Below are 17,116 nucleotides of genomic sequence, written 5' to 3'. Positions count from 1 at the left end.
GTGAGCGAATATGGATAATATTCCACATAAGCAGACAGTTCGGAAAAGATGCCCCACATGGCTGTGGTGCGGAAGTTTTTATCTTTTTACGTTGCATTGCTCTGCAGACGAAATAAATCTGTATTCAATAAACACTGGATCATACGTTTATCATCTGACGCATAATCACGGACAATACACGGAGAACTTTGAAAATAAGTTTGTTTCCGTGGAGAGAAAATTCTCGGATACGTCGAAATACAGTCTTGTGCTAGGCACAATGAAAAACAGCTTTAATGACAGATGCCTGGCTGCTGGGGTTAGAAGAGACTGGGCTGGATGGGATAACGGTTGGGTTTTTAAAGGAATCTATGGATATGTAGGTGAATTTTTCTTTGATACTTTCGATGATTGTGGCGACCATGGTTCATACCATGATTTTAAAAAAGTAACAGGGATAGGGTTCTCTCCTTACATATATCATGGATTCCAGTATAATTTTACGTCTTATTTTGGAATGGATGTGGGTATTATCATACCTTCCGTGTTTGTCATTACGGCACAATGGAGCTTTAGATAAATCCGTCAACCACCTGTGCAGTGCTGTAACTGTCTGCAAAGGGAACCGCCCCGCCATCTCAACCGGAGCGGCTTAAATTACCGCTGGTGCGCGCTCACAACGTTAAGCCACCGCAGCCAACGATCAGAAACTGTACGTCACCTTCAAACTTCCCGTGGGTGATGTTTTGCGTTGCACAATGGGGCTATCCCCCGCATCCCCCGTGAGCTGCGTAACGCCCGCTGAGGCAAGCACGCTCCAGCGCGAGGTGAGCTTGTGGGTCCAGTCCAGATTCATTGAATATGCATAAATCCCCGCCCCGGCGTCATGTCGGGCAAATCCCGATGCGCTCGACTGAGCGGCGCTGACCCCGTAGTAGGTCTGCATATACTTGTCGGATCCCCAACTGCCGGTCAGCGACAGCGCCACCTCATTTTTTGGTGAGGTATAGAACGGGCTGGAAATGCCGAAATGCACCGCTTCACCGTTGTCCCTCTCAGAAACCGATACCTCTGCCTGCAGCTGCAGATGAAGCCAGTCGGTCACCTTGTACTCCAGCCCGGGCACAACGATTGCCGAGCCTTTTATCTCGCCCATCCCCCGCAGCTCGTCGCTGCCGGAGCTGATCGAATCGCTGCTCACGTCTTTATCTTTACGGCCAATTCGATAGCTCAGCGCGGCGCTGTAGTCCAGGTTGCCGATGTTGTTGCCGTAACCGATACCCCGCGTGGTGCCGATAAAAAAACCATTGGCCATGGCGTAATCCACCACCTGAGCCGCGCTGACGCGGGTTTTATCTGAACCCGAGTAGCGTGGCGCGACGTCCACGCCGCCCCCCAGGGTTATGACGTTACCCTGGCTCTGTTCTGCCGCCAGTACGGGTGTGGCCAGTAACGCCAGAACGACGCCCGGCACGATGTTTTTCAGGCTGCGGCCCGAGAGTAAATGGGGGAACGTATGACGCAGTTCGATGTTTCTCATTACAGAAGCCCTTTTGGATTCAAATGATGACGATGCATGCGGTTAACCGCCAGAACGCCCATTCTGAATACCGACCCTAAGGTTCTGATGAGCCGAAAATGAAGAAATACTGAAGCGCGAGCAGGTGCTGTAAACCGGACAGGTTTCCTGATACCGTTTTTTTCTTAAGATGTTCTTCATTCACGGTTGATACAGTTACCAGTGTGAAAATACTACTAATCGAAGACGACCTGGATCTCGGCAATGGCGTACGTATTGCCCTCTCAGATCAAGGTTTTGACGTCATATGGGTTCGCCGTAAAGAGGATGCGCTGCATCAGCTGGACGTCTGCGTGCCGGAACTTATTTTGCTCGACCTGGGGCTGCCCGACGGCGACGGCATGAGCCTGATGACGCGTTTGCGTCAGCAGCTCAAGGGGATCCCGGTCATCATCCTGACGGCGCGAGGCACGCTGCAGGATCGGCTTTGCGGGCTGGATGCCGGTGCGGACGACTATCTCGTCAAACCTTTTATTCTCGCCGAGCTGCTTGCGCGAGTCAGAGCCCTGGCGCGGCGCAGCTACGGTTTCGAGAATGAGGCGATAGAAATTCGAGGCCTATCGCTTCATGTCCCGACGCGTCGCGTAACGGTGAGCGCGCGCCACGTAGACCTGACGGCGAGTGAATATGCGCTGCTAGAAACGCTGATGATGCGCGCGGACCGCGTAATTACGCGACGGTTTCTGGAAGAACGGATATTCGGCAACAAAGAGAATCTCAGCAACGCGCTCGACGTGCATATGGGAAATTTGCGGCGAAAGATCGGCGACGGCTATGTGCGAACGGTGCGGGGCGTCGGGTATGTCATTGATACCGTCTCAGTCCAGAAGGTGACCGGTTAATGCGAAACATCTGGTATCACCTGAGGCGACCAACGCTGGTACGGCGAATTATCATCGCCCAGATGCTGCTGCTTACCCTGCTGTGGTGTCTTTTTGTAACCTTCATTCTTTGGGAGGACCTGCGCAGTCCTCCCATCCTCACGGGCAGTAATACCTACGACACCCTTTTTACCCTGGTCGAGCGGATGGACGAACACCCGCAGGATCGCACCGCAGTGCTGGAATCCTTCAGCAAGGCGCTGCGTGAGGGCTATGGCGGCGGGGAAGATCCCGTGCTGTCGATTAACCTCATCGTTCGCAAGAATAATGCCGTTATATTTTCATCACAGGGAGCGCCCGCAGGGGTAACAAACACCCGGCTGGGGGAAATGGAACATGTGCAGAGTGAAGGCCGCGTCTGGACCAGCCGCACCCTCAAATCCCCTCACTCCGACGTGGAGGTTACCCTTTTCACCCCTGCCAGCGGCTGGAACTTCTTTATCTACCTGAACTCGCGCGGCTACTACATCCTGCCGCTGCTGGTCTGCTTCCCTTTTCTGCTGTTTCCCGCGTGGCTGTCAATCCGCATTGCGATGCGCCCCTGGAACAAGGTGGTCAATGAAATTACGTTACGCACGCCTGACGATCTCTCTCCCTTAAAAGCCGTTCCCAGGCACAGGGAGCTTCGCCAGATGGTGGACGCGATCAACGACTTCCTTGCCAGGGTGCGTGAAAGCGCGGAAAGGGAACGGGTTTTCATTGCGGATGCCGCACACGAGCTGCGTACTCCCCTCGCAGCGATGCGCATCAACGTGGAAGCGCTGCAGTCCTGGGTCATCAGCGAGAGCCAGCAGGAGCTGCTGGCGGGGGTGATTCGCAGCAACAGCCGCGCTGCGCGCCTCGTCAACCAGCTGCTGCTGATGATGCACAGTGAAGCGCGCCTTGATACGGACCTGGAGCCCGTGCCGCTAACGACGCTCATTCAGGAGCGAATGGCCGAGCTGGAGCCGCTGGCGTCTGCACGCAGGATTGAACTGGAATTTTTCGCCGAGGATGAAATCTGGGTCCCAGGCGTCAGGGAACGCCTGGTGTCGCTCATTGATAACCTCATTGAGAACGCCGTGAAGTACAGTCCCGAGGGCGGGCGGATTCAGGTTGATGTCCGCACGTTAGAGAACTTCGCGCGGCTTCGCGTTTCAGATGCAGGGCCCGGTATTCCGGCTGAGCTGCGGGAGCGCGTGTTCGACCGGTTTTTCCGCGATCCTAATCAGGTGCAAAGCGGCAGCGGGCTGGGGCTTGCCATCGTCAAAGCGGTGGCGCAGCAGCACAGCAGCAGCGTAAACCTGAGTACTTCTGCAGAAGGTGGCCTGATGGTGACGGTTGACTTCCCGGACCGCACGTTTAGCTAAACCAGAACGGGGTGTTTGATCGCAAATGCCGCAGATTGCTTCAAAATAATTACCGTATTTGTTATATTGTTGTTTATTGCTTATTCACCTCTGCGGTGCCAAAAAGAACAAGATTCACCGCAACCCAGGATACAAAAATGTTAGATTACCGCTTCCCGACAGCTTTGCAGATGGTTCTCAGCGTAGCGATGGCGGAGCAATTGGGTGAACGTTCGACGAGTGCGATTCTGGCCTACGGTCTGGAAGCGAACCCGAGCTTCATCCGCAAATTGATGGTTCCGCTGACGCGTGACGGCATTATCGTCTCAACGCTTGGCCGTAACGGCTCAATTCATCTTGGTCGCCCGCCGGAAGAGATCACCCTGCGCGACATCTACCTTTCGGTCATCGAAGATAAAAAGCTGTGGGCGTCGCGCCCTGACGTACCGGCCCGCTGCGTGGTCAGCGCTAACGCCTGCTGGTACTTCAAGTCTATCTCCGAAGAAGCTGAGCAGGCGTCGTTAGCGGTGCTGGCTCGCCATACCGTGGCAAGCGCCCTGGAGGCGGTTAAAAACGCCGACAGCAGCGGATGGGATCCGCTCCCCGACCTTATTGCCCAGTATCAAAAAACGTCGTAACGTTTTCCCTGATGCGAAAAAAAACCGCCTTCACTGTGAAGGCGGTTTTTTATTATCGGCAACGTCCCTATGCGGGCAGAACGTCCCTTTCCTCTTTTTTCCCGCGCGTCACGAACTTACGCAGCGTCACGTAAAACACCGGCGTCAGGAACAGACCAAACAGCGTTACGCCCAGCATCCCGGAAAAGACCGTGATCCCGGTAACGCCGCGCACTTCTGCGCCCGCGCCGTGGCCGAGGATCAGCGGAATGGTCCCGGCAATAAAGGCGATGGAGGTCATTACAATCGGGCGTAAACGCAGGCGGCACGCCTCCAGCGCGGCTTCCATAATGCCTTTGCCCTGAATTTCCAGCTCGCGGGCAAACTCCACGATAAGAATCGCGTTTTTACACGCCAGCCCCATCAGTACCACCAGCCCTACCTGCACGAACACGTTATTATCGCCACCGGTCAGCCAGACGCCAAACAGCGCGGAGAGCATGGTCATCGGCACGATGAGGATCACCGCCAGCGGCAGCGTCCAGCTTTCATACAGCGCCGCCAGCACCAGGAACGCCAGCAGCACCGCAACCGGGAAGACGATCAGCGCCGTGTTGCCCTGCGTGGCCTGCTGGAAGCTTAGGTCCGTCCATTCAATGTTCATCCCGTTCGGCAGGATCTGCTTCGACATTCCGTCCAGCTGCGCCATCGCCTGCGAGGACGAGAGCACGCGCGGGTCGGCATCGCCAATCAGATCCGCTGCCGGGTAGCCGTTGTAGCGAATCACCGGATCCGGCCCGTAGGTGGTCGTGATTTTCACCATGCTGCCAATCGGCACCATTTCGCCCTGGCTGTTACGGGTGCGCAGATTCGCAATGTCTTCCACGCTGTCGCGGAACTGACCGTCGGCCTGCGCCATCACGCGCCAGGTACGCCCGAACTGGTTGAAGTCGTTCACGTACGACGAGCCCAGATAGGTTTGCAGCGTACCGAAAAGATCGGTCAGCAATACGCCCTGCGCTTTCGCCTTATCACGGTCTACCTGCACGTCCAGCTGCGGAACGTTAGCCTGGTAGGTTGAGATCGGGAAGTGCATTCCCGGCGTCTGCATAATCGCCCCGGACATGGTGTTTACCGCATTTTGCAGCGCGCCATACCCCAGACCGCCGCGATCCTGAATGTACAGGGAATAGCCCGACCCCTGACCCAGCCCTAAAATCGGCGGCGGCAGAATGGAGAAGCCAAAACCTTCCTGAATTTGCGCGATCTTCGCGTTAATCTCAGCGTTTATTTCCGCCGCAGTATGTTTACGCTGGTCGAACGGCTTCAGGCCGAAGAACACCGTCCCGGTATTCGGCGTGTTGGTGAACTGCAGCGCGTTCAGCCCCGGGAACGCAACCGCGTAGTCCACGCCTTCGGTATTCATCCCGATTTCGCTCATTTTGCGGATCACCGCATCGGTGCGCGCCAGCGACGAACCTTCCGGCATTTTCACGCCGCCAATCAGGTACAGCTTATCCTGCGTCGGAATAAACCCGCCGGGCACCGCTTTAAACATGACGCCTGCGGCACAGAGCAGCAGCAGATACACCACAAATACCGAGCCGCGTCGTCCCAGCGTTTTGCCCACCAGCCCCTGATAACCGTTCGAGCTGCGGTGGAAAAAGCGGTTAAACGGACGGAAAATCCAGCCGAACAGACGATCGATAAGCCGGGTCGGGAAATCTTTCGGCGCGCCGTGCGGTTTTAACAGCAGTGCCGCCAGCGCCGGAGAGAGCGTCAGCGAGTTAATGGCGGAGATGACCGTGGAAATCGCGATCGTCACCGCAAACTGCTTGTAGAACTGCCCGGTAACGCCCGAGAGAAACGCCATCGGCACAAACACCGCGCACAGCACCAGCGCAATCGCGATGATCGGCCCGGACACTTCGCGCATCGCCTGATGCGCCGCCGCAAGCGGAGCAAGCCCCTCTTCTATGTTTCGCTCGACGTTTTCCACCACCACGATGGCGTCGTCCACCACGATACCGATGGCCAGCACCAGTCCGAACAAGCTCAGGGTATTCAGCGAGAAGCCCAGCAGGTAGAGAATGCTGAAGGTACCTACCACCGACACCGGCACCGCGATCAGCGGAATGATCGACGCGCGCCAGGTTTGCAGGAACAGGATCACCACCAGCACCACCAGCACCACCGCTTCCAGCAGCGTCTGCACCACCGCACGGATGGAGTCGCGCACGAAAACGGTCGGATCGTAAGGTGCCGCCCACTTCATGTCCGCCGGGAAGCGCGTGGACAGTTCGTCCATTTTCGCGCGCACCGCGTTAGACAAATCGATGGCGTTTGCCCCAGGAGACTGGAAGATACCAATCCCGACCGCGTCTTTATTGTTCAGCTGCGAACGCAGCGCATAGCTGCCGGACCCCATTTCGATGCGCGCCACGTCGCGCAGGCGGACGACCGTACCGTCCTGCGTCGTTTTCAGGACAATATTGCCAAACTCTTCTTCGGTATGCAGACGCCCCTGGGCGTTAATGGAGATCAGGAAATCGCTCTCTTTCGGCAGCGGCTCGGCGCCAAGCTGCCCGGCGGACACCTGTACGTTCTGCTCCTGCATCGCCGTGACCACATCCGACGCGGTCAGCCTGCGGGCCGCCACCTTGTTGGGATCCAGCCAGACGCGCATCGCGTATTCACCCGAGCCGAAAATCTGGATCTGGCCGACGCCGGGCAGGCGCGCCAGCTCGTCCTTCACCTTCAGCGTGGCGTAGTTACGCATATACAGGGAGTCGTACTTGCCGTTAGGCGAAAACAGATGCACCACTAGCGTCAGCGTCGGGGACTGCTTCTGGGTGGTAATGCCCAAACGCCGCACGTCTTCCGGCAGACGCGCTTCGGCCTGCGCGACGCGGTTTTGCACCTGAACCTGCGCCTGATCCGGGTCGGTTCCCGGACGGAAGGTGACGGTGGTCACCAGCACGCCATCGGAACCCGCGACGGACTTCATGTACATCATGTTCTCAACGCCGTTGATCGCCTCTTCCAGCGGCGTCGCCACGGTCTCGGCAATCACTTTCGGGTTGGCGCCCGGGTACTCCGCGCGCACCTGCACGCTTGGCGGCACGACGTCAGGGTATTCGCTCACCGGCAGCAGCGGGATGGCGATTAACCCTGTGATAAAAATCAGAATCGACAGGACCGCGGCAAAAATCGGCCTGTCGATGAAAAAGCGGGAAAAGTCCATGGGTTGGATTCTCAGGTCAAGGGATCAGTTGAGGGCGCTGGCGGCGGTCATGGCAACGGTTTTCGCGTTAACCGGCATACCCGGCATAAACACTTTTTGTAAACCCTCGACGATGACTTTATCGCCAGGGTTCAGCCCCTGCCGCACGATGCGTAAACCGTCTGCCAGACGGCCCGGCGTGATGTCGCGACGCTGCGCTTTCCCCTCTTTATCGACGATATAGACGTATTTACGATCCTGATCGGTCAGCACCGCTTTGTCGTCGATAAGCGTGGCTTTGAACTCCGCGCTTCCCGGCAGGCGCACGCGGGCAAAAAGTCCCGGCGTGAACTGACGCTGTGCGTTATCCAGCAGCGCGCGCATGCGGATGGTGCCGGTACCTGGCGACAGCTGGTTATCCAGGAAATCCACTTTGCCCTGATGGGGATAGCCCTCCTCGCCCGTCAGGCCAATCTCAACCGGAAGCGCCGTGTGATTGCTGGACGCCCCCTGCCCGCTGCGGGCCAGATTTTGGTAGTGAAGGTAGGTCGACTCGTCCACGTCAAAGTAGACGTAAACGGTTTTCTGCGAGACCAGCGTGGTGAGGACGCTGGCGGTGTCGCCCGCAGTCACCAGGTTCCCGCTGGTGATCAGCGCCCGGCTGGCACGACCGTCGATAGGCGCGGTGACTTTGGTGAAGTCCAGGTTGAGCTGCGCGGCGTCCACTGCCGCCTGCGCGGCGCGAATATCGGCCTGCGCCTGAGTGGCGGCCGAACGACGCTGCTCCCACTCTTCACGGGAGACAACGTTGGTATTGACCAGCTTATCGGTACGGTTAGCCTCACTTTGTGCCAGGCTGGCCTGCGTTTTGGCTCTCGCAAGGTTCGCCTGCGCCTGTTCCAGCGCCGCACGATAGGTTCGGTCATCAATCGTGAACAGCACCTCGCCCTTCTTCACTTCCTGGCCGTCGGTGTAATTCACTTTATCAATGTAGCCGGAAACGCGCGGACGGAGCTGAACGCTCTCCACGGCTTCAATCCGGCCGTTAAAGCTATCCCACTGGCTAATGGATTTCACCACCACGTCAGCAGCGCTGACGGCGGGCGCAGGCGGCGCGGCATTTTGCGCGACGCTGTTATCGCATCCGACGAGCAGCACGGAGAGCAACATGACCCCCAGCGCGTTCAGATGATAGTTACCCCAGGTTTTTTGCAGGCTCATTATTTTTATTCCGGTAATTGTCGCCGCCGGGCAAGACGCAGCAGGAGGCACCGCGCCACTTCCTTTGTCCGGTGGCTGTCTTAAGGCCATTTGTGTCGTTCATCGCCACAAAACTGTAACAGTTGCGAATACACTATCGCGGCGATTGTAGGAAGGTGCCTAACTAAGTGCAAGAATAATTGTTGCACTTTATGTGCTATTTGAGCAGATGTGAAAAGACTCGTTTCGGTCAAGGTTTAAAATGCAACAATAAAACTTGCAATTAATGCAAAAACGCGCCACCTTTTAATGCAACAGACAAAGATACTTTTAAACAGGTAGCGTGGGGGTAACCAGATGAACACTGGCGCATTTATGCATGATTTACTCGACTGGATCGACAACAACCTGGATAGCCGTCTGGACATTGAGTCCGTCGCCCGGCGATCCGGCTACTCAAAATGGCACCTCCAGCGCCTGTTCAAAGAGCATACGGGCTATCCCCTCGCCGGGTATATTCGCGCGCAAAAGCTGCAAAAATCGGTTGAGCGCTTAACCCGCAGCGATGAACCGATTCTGAACGTAGCGATCGCGCTGGGCTTTGACTCCCAGCAGTCCTTCAACCGCAGCTTTAAGCGTCAGTATGGTCAGGCGCCTGGGGCATGGCGGCGGAGCATGGCTGGCCCGGAAACGCAGCAGCTACGCTAGCAATGAAATTGTCACGGATGACATCCTCCCTGCCTGCGTCCCAGGCGATGCCCACCTTCCAGCTGATTGACTCCCCCGTTAGCGGAATCATCACCAGCTCCGGCGGCGCGATATGGGTCACGCTGGTGGGCAGAATAGCCACACCGATACCCGCAACCACCATCGCGACGATAGTTTGGATATCGTCAGTCAACTGAGTCGATGAGACGAAAAGACCGTTATCGTGCAGGAAGCGGTCAATCTGCGCGTTTAAACCCCGCCCTCGCTCATCATACAGCCGCAACAGAGGGCGTTTCGTGAGCCACTCTCCGACAGTCATCGTCGGCGACGCGGCGGGTGCAACCAGGACCAGCCGATCGGTAAATAACGGCAGGTATTCAAGCGCCACGGGGGGAGGAACCCTGACAAAACCGACCTGTAGCTCATCGTTTTGCAATCGCTCGTACTGCTGGAAGGAAGGCAGATCCGTCAATGACATTTCTACTTCCGGGTAGTCTCGACGAAAGTCAGCGATACAGCGTGGTGCCAGATAAAAGCTTGAAAGTCCGAACCCGACGGAAATATGCCCTTCAACCCCTTTCGATACCCGCTCAGCATGCTGCATAAATTGCTGGGTCTGCCTGACCACCTTCTCAGCCTCTGGCAGCAAACGCCTGCCGCTGGCCGTCAGTATTGCGCCGTGACGACCTCGTGAAAAAAGAGACATATTCACCAGGGATTCGAGGAGATTAATCTGTTTGGTCAATGCCGGCTGCGAGATAAACAGCGCCCGCGCCGCATCGGCATAATTTCCTTTTTCAGCCAGTATCAAAAAGGCCTTTAGCAACCGGGTGTTCATTTTTTCATTCCAGATGGTTATCGGATTCGGAAATCATTTGATTATACAGTTATCGGCAATCGTTATGTAATTCAGTCTCGATGATAACCGGAGACGCAACATGAACGAACTGACATCCTTAAAGGCGGCCACCGTACAGTTTCAGCATCAGGCCAGTAACAAAAAATACAATCTCCTGATAATGGAGAAATTTATTGAACGGGCGGCGCTTGAGCAGGTGAACATTCTCACTTTCCCTGAAATGTGCATCACCGGCTACTGGCATGTCCCTAAGCTCACCGCAGCGGAGGTGTCTGCGCTGGCAGAGCCGATTGCAGACAGCCCTTCTCTGACGCTCATTCGTTCCCTGGCGATAAAACATCAAATGCTGATCGGCGCCGGTCTTATTGAACGCGCCGACGACGGCCGACTCTACAATGCGTATGTTGCCTGCATGCCGGACGGCTCGATGCATACGCATCGTAAACTCCATGCTTTTGAACATCCGGCCATCAGCAGCGGGGACGGCTTTACCGTTTTTGATACGCCGTGGGGCGTGAAGGTCGGTATCCTGATTTGCTGGGACAATAATCTGGTCGAAAACGTGCGCGCGACGGCGCTGCTGGGTGCCGATATTCTTCTCGCGCCGCATCAAACAGGTGGTACCGATTCCCGCAGCCCTCACGGGATGAAGCCTGTTCCGCTGGCGCTCTGGGAGGAGCGGGAAACGCGCAAGGAAGAAATTACCGCGGCTTTCAAAGGGCCAAGCGGTCGGGAATGGCTCATGCGCTGGCTGCCTGCCCGCGCGCATGACAACGGGTTATTTCTTCTTTTCAGCAACGGTGTCGGTGCCGATGATGACGAAGTGCGCACGGGCAATGCGATGATCCTCGACCCGTATGGCAGGATCGTGAACGAAACCTGGGCGGCTGAAGATGCGATGGTAAGCGCTGAGCTCGATTTAAGCCTGCTTGCTATGAGCACCGGACGCCGCTGGATCCACGGTCGCCGTCCTGATTTATACCAGATCCTGACGCAGCCGCAGGGCTATGAACGTGATGCGATCAGCGCACGATTTTCGACTGTGCCCCCTGCTCGCTAAAATGTGAGCAATTTTTAGCTGCAAGATAAACCCGGAACTGTTATACTGTATATAATTACAGTATGAGGTGCGCATAATGGCTGTTGAAACAAAATTTGTTGTCGTAAGAAAAGGTGAAGAGAAAATGACATTTGCCAGTAAGAAAGAGGCTGACGCTCACGACAAGCTGCTCGATATGGCAGACGCGTTCACCGACTGGCTGTTGCAAAGCGGAATGCAGATGGATGAAACGCAGGCTGAAAATCTTGGCCTGTATCTCGCCGAGCAGAAAGAGACCGTGCAGCATATTCTTCGTACCAGCAAGCTTCCCGATTTCAATGCCCCAGCTGCAACGGATACAACTGAATCCGACGCGGCTGACACAAAAAAAATCAGGGCTGTGAAAGCGGCCTGATTGTCATAAAAATCATCACTGACCCTGGAGCCGTAAGCAGCCATCTGCTTGCGGCTTTTTTTAGCCCGAACATGAAAAGAGTAAAGGAGATGACGTGCGGCAAGGAATGAAGGAAAAAATCATCAGGATTTGTGATTCAAAAATTGCCTCTAAGGGAAGCGATGTTGGGCTTTCTTTTTATGCTTTTTTTGCTAATAAAAATGACGATCCTGAACTGCTTATGGAAGTGGCGCACTGGTGGATTATGGAGATGAAGCTGGACCATTTTGAAAAGGCTGAAAAGGTGAGAAACCTCGTCTCAGCCCTTTAATACGCTAAAGCGGGATGGCCGGTAACAGTGCGGGATTTCATCGCTCTGGCCATCGCATAACTCCTCAGAGACCAGTCTGCCAATCGTCGCTGCGCACGTAACGGCTGGGTGCATCGAGGCGACGTAAACCGTCCTGCTCTCATCAGCAAAACCAAGAACGGGATACCCATCCTGAATAACAGGACGCTCTCCTGTTGAGTACTGGATGAGAGCAGCCGACTCTGCGCCCGTGAGCCTGCTTCTTACCGCGCGTTGTGCAGCCTCCGCCGTTTCCCTGACGTTGCCGCTTGCCGGGTAATCTTCTGCGGCTAATAAATCCCCGTTGTGCGCTTGCCGAACCTCAATATCATCACCGGAGAGGATCGTGTTAACCACGTTCCGGGAGGCCGCAAAGCGCAACAATATGGCCGGTGATGACAGAACCGGAACATGGATACCCATCCGATCAGTCAGCGCTGGAATACCTGTACCACAGGCCAATACGACACAATCTGCATCCAGTTTCCCCCGAGAGGTCAGGACGCCTGTCACCTTCCCCTCCGTCATGCAAAGCCCCGTAACGGTTGTTTGGGTATTCAGCACGACGCCCTTCTCACAGGCTTTGTCGAGCAATAGCCGCGTTGCGCTGGCGGCGTCAATAGCACCATCTTTTGCAGCATAGCGGGCCTCTGAGGGAGGATTGTTCAAAGCCGGTTCAAGGCGGGCAATCTCCGCCTTGTGGAGGAGACGTTCGTCCTGCAGGCAGGCCCCGGATGCCGCGCCGTAGGTTAACGAACCGCTCCATTTAATGTGAAGTTCCGGTATGTGTTCTTCCAGCCTGTGCCAGTCCGCAAGTGCGATGCGCCGGATAAACACGTCGGCCGCATCATCCTTCACCACACCGGTCAGCCAGCCAAACGCGCTACCGGTTGCACCTGACGCAGGCATATTCTGTTCAACGAGGGTGACGTCAAATTCACGCTGGGCGAGATGCCATGCGATGGATACGCCAGTGATCCCAGCACCTACGACGACAATCCTTTTTTTATAGGTCACGGTGCCCTTCTCCTAAGTGGGGAACATGTTCATGCCAAGATGCGAAAGTAATCTCTTACAGGTTATTTTGTAGGATTGCAAAATTCGTGGGTACGGCAGTTCAGAACGTCTGATTCTCGCTTAAAGCAGACATTTTGTTCCTGCCGCTGTCCGCTTTGTGCCAGGAGCGGACGTTACTAAAGCGGCTTGCGATATTCGGGGTCAGAGTTAGTCAAAACATTACTGACATTACCGTGTATTGATCAACCGAGAGCAAAGTCAAGGCGTGGTTTATTAGGTCTGCAGAAGTAGGCTTGATGATGTACTTAGGTCGCCTGAAGGCTGTTCGGGATTGATTATGCAGGATATGGTATCCTACCTAATAATGGTTTATAACACTTATCATGCTAACAACACGTTGCTATACATTAACGGTTTGTATGATATACATCCAGCCAGCATGATAGATGGGCTTTAACACAGTTATAGGTTGAAGCATACAAGGAGTCAGATAATGTACTTACCATCAAAAAGTCTTCATGACATTTTAGCATCAGAACAAGTTGGAGTTTTTTGTGAGTCTAATTCTTCGGGCGATAAAGCGTTAGTAGCAAAATTACCTACATCAGTCATCAAGTCCATTTTGCTTGGTGCTAAGATAGAGTTTTATCTATTTGTTAAAATAAATCCCCCACATAATATCGCATTGGCCTTGAAAGTATTTGATAATAAATCATCACCTTTCCACGCGATACTTGCTCAACGTTGGAGTAATCGCAATAATATTTTTAATGATTCATTCTTAGACTCAGATATCAACCTATCTTTATTCGACGAGACTGACGCGAGCGTTGTATATGGAACAATAAATATAAAAACTAATTTTAGAAACAAAAGAGCTTATAACATAATTGCAAACTTTGATTTTTCTTCAGCAAACAATTATCAAGATAACATTAAATTCACAGATTCGATATGTGCCTCATTAGGTTCTGATGATGTTAAGCATGCGGGATTCAATGTGTTAAAATTTCACTTCCCCGTTAAGGTTAAAGAACTTGAGACTATCCTTACGCATCATGTAAATCATCAAGGCTCATCAAGTTATGAAGTGGCTACAGAGATTGATGGTGCGCGTCAGGAACGGCAGATTTATCAGGCGCTTTGCCTGATGAATAACTCCTCAACGACCTTATCTCCATTGGTAACGATTGGAAAAAAGGAAAGAGAACTAACAGATGTATTAACTTGCTCGCTAAATAATAAAGTTATTGCGATTGAGTCTAAATGTCTACAAGTAAACGTTTCGACCTTGGATAAATCTCGTGAACGAGCTTCATCGAGCATGATTAAGCACTGCAGGAAAGCAATTAATCAATTGGAAGGGGTTTATAAAGTAATAAGTAGAGGTGATAAAATATATAACTCTGCTGGAATAGAACTCTTGCATGGTGGCGATTATGATTTCTATGGAATAGTCTTAATCGATGAATATAGAGAGTCAAAAGAGTGGCCTGAAATAATTGAGTTAATAGAAGAGGTCAGCAGGCGACACAAGGTTTGTATAAATATTATCAGCGTGTCAGAAATCATTTACAATATGAAATTAAGCTCATCAAATACTAACACATTCATTAGCATGCTTCAAAAGCGGCATGAGCTATGCTTAAAAAATAATAGTATTAATATTAAGATCATTAACTCGTCATTACCAGCTATGCTTGACTGACAGTTACACTACTTATTGGACCCCAACCTGAAAAAAGCTACTTTAGGTTGGGGAATAAACCTAAGGATAGTAGGAATCATGCGCAACTAATAGAAACTTGGACCTGCTCTCATTGATTAGTTGAGGGTCATGTATGTAACGGATCTATAGATATAAATAATGAAATTCCGCTTCTCGCTCATAGCAGACCAATTCATCGCTCTGTCTTCTCACCAGACTTCATTCTGTCTTATTTGGCTTTCAGGAGCTCCGCTGGTGTTGGCCCCTTTGGTGATACTGGCGAGGCCATCGCCCGACGCTCAGGCCTTATTGTAATGTTAGTGTCAAATCAGGATGTACTAATCTGCGTGGAGTTTGTCATCAGCTAAGCAAAAGCCCCTAACGGGGCTGAGCTAATGGCAGTGTAGCTTTAAACCTTTACGACAAAGTAGTCTCTTGCTCCAGGAACTAGCCTATCAACCTTGATACCAACTTTACCATTTCTGACCTCTTCCTGATCAACTCGGTCTATTTGTAAGCTTTCAATAGATAACCGGTGCCAGTGATTTTCATTATCTTGAATAGCAATTTTGTCAGCTTTAGTGATAGCAAATGAATCGCCTTCGGGTATGACTAAAGAGTAGACTAATGCCCCTTTGTAGCAGTGATTGAACTCAAGCTTATGTAGGCTTTGTCTGAAGTTAATGAGTCCCTCTTGCCTAAAGGCATCACGAGCTGCTTCTTTACTGATAACACCGGCTTCTATCATGTAATAAATGTTATAAAACTCATAAGTAAACGTCATGCCGCGTTGAGCCATCTCAGCATCTTCAATCTGGTTTTCGTTGAAAGGGATAACCTCTCTTTCTTTGGGCGCTTTGTATCTACGGTGATTGACTATGTAGACGGCTTTATGTTTCTTTCCCGGATTTGCTTTCTTCCTACGTAAGGCAATCTTGGAGATTTGAGCACACTGAGCATCTGTTGAAGTGCCTCCAATCCCTTTCACCTCCAGTAAGAAGTGAACACCGTTATGCTCAAAGTTCAAATCTTCCTCAAACACTTCTCCAGCATCTACATCAACATCTTTATCTGGGTCTACCACATTAGTGAAGCCGATATACTCAAGAAACCACTTAACCGCAGACACAAGGTCATCCCCAGTTTCTTTTAGCATGGCCCTGAGCTTTACATTTTCATCTTTGGAATGAACTCTTTCATATTCTTCTTTTAAAGACGACAATGTTTCTTCGTGTCTTTTAATCTCATTTTCAATATCTATTATTTTATTTCTTTCATCCAAAGAGATATATGAGAAATCGTTAATCCACTTAAAGCTTCCATGATTAGGAAACATCCCACCAAAAACATTAATATCAGGTAAGACATTATTGAAAAGATCTAATAGAAAACCTGCCTTGTCATGTATTTCTGGAAAGAAGAAAACAATTTTAGACCCCATCTTTCTTAAAAAAGAAACACATTCCCCAGCTTCATTAACCAGTAAAGGGAGATCTTCAGACTTTGCACCTCGATACACTTGGAAAACAAAGTTGTAGTTCGATTGTGGAAGGTATTTTCCGAGACATTGCTTTATCTCTATTCCTTTTTCTCCGTCAGCCACCTTCATTCTGTTTCCAACTCTTCTTGAAAAGGAGAAATCATAATATTTTGGAAAACAATAAGTATCAGTTTGATACTGCTCGCATTTTCCTGATTCATTCTGAAGCGTATAAACTTCGTCATTATTGCTTTCACAAAAAATAAATAGCAGCTGAAGTTTTTCAGTAGAAAAAATGTTAGTTAGAGCAGTATTCATATCCAGAGGAAACAGGTCAACAACGCTAGGCGTATGCCTATAAATTACTTTTAACGATGATTGACCTCTTATAAACATCCCTCTTAGACCTGTATCAATAACTACTATTTCTGCTTCATGTAAGTTTGAGGGAAGTTCAGAAGAATAGGGTATTTCTAAAGAACGATGGATGGCTGCTTGATATATGTTATATCCATTCATCCACCAATGGCTTACATTGAATACTGGGCTAAGAGCCTTCTCGACGGACTTAGGCGTATTTAATAAATAAATCAGTGGCTTATCTTCAGGTGGCATCATGAACATCCATATTAGATTTTCATCAAATGTATCATTTTTCTTTGGAGATAACATCTGGCCTGCATTCAGTTTATTCACACAGAATGCTATTAGAAAGGTCTGCAAGACGCTCTTAGCAGATGTAACGTTCCCCCCGC

General features: G+C 51.9%; 15 protein-coding genes. 9 read left to right on the top strand and 6 right to left on the bottom strand.

Annotated elements, in window-relative coordinates:
- Positions 1-10 precede the first annotated feature (10 nt).
- Positions 11-559, top strand: coding sequence for a hypothetical protein (locus AC2TE5_RS10380; RefSeq protein WP_484613179.1), 549 nt, complete (start codon positions 11-13; stop codon positions 557-559).
- Positions 560-682: 123 nt separating this feature from the next.
- Here the strand turns inward: AC2TE5_RS10380 and AC2TE5_RS10375 are convergent, their stop codons facing one another.
- A complete protein-coding gene (locus AC2TE5_RS10375) occupies positions 683-1,519 on the bottom strand; it encodes a MipA/OmpV family protein (protein WP_484613178.1) in 837 nt (278 codons plus the stop codon).
- A gap of 203 nt (positions 1,520-1,722) precedes the next feature.
- On the opposite strand from AC2TE5_RS10375, the gene AC2TE5_RS10370 reads away from it, so the two are divergent.
- The 3 genes from AC2TE5_RS10370 to oqxR all read left to right on the top strand — a co-directional run bounded on the left by AC2TE5_RS10370 (position 1,723) and on the right by oqxR (position 4,405).
- On the top strand, positions 1,723-2,400 hold the full coding sequence (locus tag AC2TE5_RS10370) for a response regulator (RefSeq protein ID WP_484613177.1): 678 nt from the start codon (positions 1,723-1,725) through the stop codon (positions 2,398-2,400).
- The gene (locus tag AC2TE5_RS10365; protein WP_484613176.1) at positions 2,400-3,788 is read left to right on the top strand and encodes a sensor histidine kinase; all 1,389 of its coding nucleotides are present in this window, start codon (positions 2,400-2,402) and stop codon (positions 3,786-3,788) included. Before AC2TE5_RS10370 ends, AC2TE5_RS10365 begins: the two co-directional genes overlap by 1 nt.
- Before the next feature lie 137 nt (positions 3,789-3,925).
- Positions 3,926-4,405 (top strand): efflux pump transcriptional repressor OqxR, encoded by a 480-nt coding sequence (gene oqxR, locus AC2TE5_RS10360; protein ID WP_025760257.1) that lies wholly within the window; start codon positions 3,926-3,928, stop codon positions 4,403-4,405.
- A 67-nt stretch (positions 4,406-4,472) separates the two neighbouring features.
- On the opposite strand, the gene oqxB is transcribed toward oqxR, so the two are convergent.
- Positions 4,473-7,628, bottom strand: a complete 3,156-nt coding sequence (oqxB, locus tag AC2TE5_RS10355; protein ID WP_484613175.1) for a multidrug efflux RND transporter permease subunit OqxB — start codon at positions 7,626-7,628, stop codon at positions 4,473-4,475.
- A gap of 24 nt (positions 7,629-7,652) precedes the next feature.
- On the bottom strand, positions 7,653-8,828 hold the full coding sequence (gene oqxA / locus AC2TE5_RS10350) for a multidrug efflux RND transporter periplasmic adaptor subunit OqxA (RefSeq protein WP_484613174.1): 1,176 nt from the start codon (positions 8,826-8,828) through the stop codon (positions 7,653-7,655).
- A gap of 336 nt (positions 8,829-9,164) precedes the next feature.
- Here oqxA and AC2TE5_RS10345 point away from each other — a divergent pair, with 336 nt between their 5' ends.
- The gene (locus AC2TE5_RS10345; RefSeq protein ID WP_029739383.1) at positions 9,165-9,515 is read left to right on the top strand and encodes a helix-turn-helix domain-containing protein; all 351 of its coding nucleotides are present in this window, start codon (positions 9,165-9,167) and stop codon (positions 9,513-9,515) included.
- Here AC2TE5_RS10345 and AC2TE5_RS10340 read toward each other — a convergent pair.
- Positions 9,439-10,353, bottom strand: coding sequence for a LysR family transcriptional regulator (locus AC2TE5_RS10340; protein ID WP_484613173.1), 915 nt, complete (start codon positions 10,351-10,353; stop codon positions 9,439-9,441). The genes AC2TE5_RS10345 and AC2TE5_RS10340 overlap by 77 nt on opposite strands.
- A gap of 100 nt (positions 10,354-10,453) precedes the next feature.
- On the opposite strand from AC2TE5_RS10340, the gene AC2TE5_RS10335 reads away from it, so the two are divergent.
- The 3 genes from AC2TE5_RS10335 (at position 10,454) to AC2TE5_RS10325 (ending at position 12,138) form a co-directional block, all read left to right on the top strand.
- Entirely contained in the window at positions 10,454-11,434 is a 981-nt protein-coding gene (locus AC2TE5_RS10335) for a nitrilase family protein (protein WP_484613172.1), read from the top strand.
- 76 nt (positions 11,435-11,510) lie between these two features.
- Complete coding sequence (locus AC2TE5_RS10330; protein WP_484613171.1) at positions 11,511-11,828, top strand: YebG family protein; 318 nt, start codon at positions 11,511-11,513, stop codon at positions 11,826-11,828.
- A 94-nt stretch (positions 11,829-11,922) separates the two neighbouring features.
- Entirely contained in the window at positions 11,923-12,138 is a 216-nt protein-coding gene (locus AC2TE5_RS10325; protein WP_213329490.1) for a DUF6500 family protein, read from the top strand.
- On the opposite strand, the gene AC2TE5_RS10320 is transcribed toward AC2TE5_RS10325, so the two are convergent.
- Positions 12,127-13,173, bottom strand: coding sequence for an NAD(P)/FAD-dependent oxidoreductase (locus tag AC2TE5_RS10320; protein WP_484613170.1), 1,047 nt, complete (start codon positions 13,171-13,173; stop codon positions 12,127-12,129). The genes AC2TE5_RS10325 and AC2TE5_RS10320 overlap by 12 nt on opposite strands.
- Positions 13,174-13,666: 493 nt before the next feature.
- Here AC2TE5_RS10320 and AC2TE5_RS10315 point away from each other — a divergent pair, with 493 nt between their 5' ends.
- The gene (locus AC2TE5_RS10315; protein WP_484613169.1) at positions 13,667-14,881 is read left to right on the top strand and encodes a hypothetical protein; all 1,215 of its coding nucleotides are present in this window, start codon (positions 13,667-13,669) and stop codon (positions 14,879-14,881) included.
- Between the two features lie 409 nt (positions 14,882-15,290).
- Here AC2TE5_RS10315 and AC2TE5_RS10310 read toward each other — a convergent pair whose 3' ends face one another.
- Positions 15,291-17,057, bottom strand: a complete 1,767-nt coding sequence (locus AC2TE5_RS10310; RefSeq protein ID WP_484613168.1) for a hypothetical protein — start codon at positions 17,055-17,057, stop codon at positions 15,291-15,293.
- Positions 17,058-17,116: the final 59 nt, after the last annotated feature.

Source organism: Enterobacter sp. N5-15 (genome assembly GCF_057221635.1).
The sequence above is the reverse complement of the archived record's forward strand: the minus strand, read 5'-3'. Positions and strand labels throughout refer to the sequence as shown.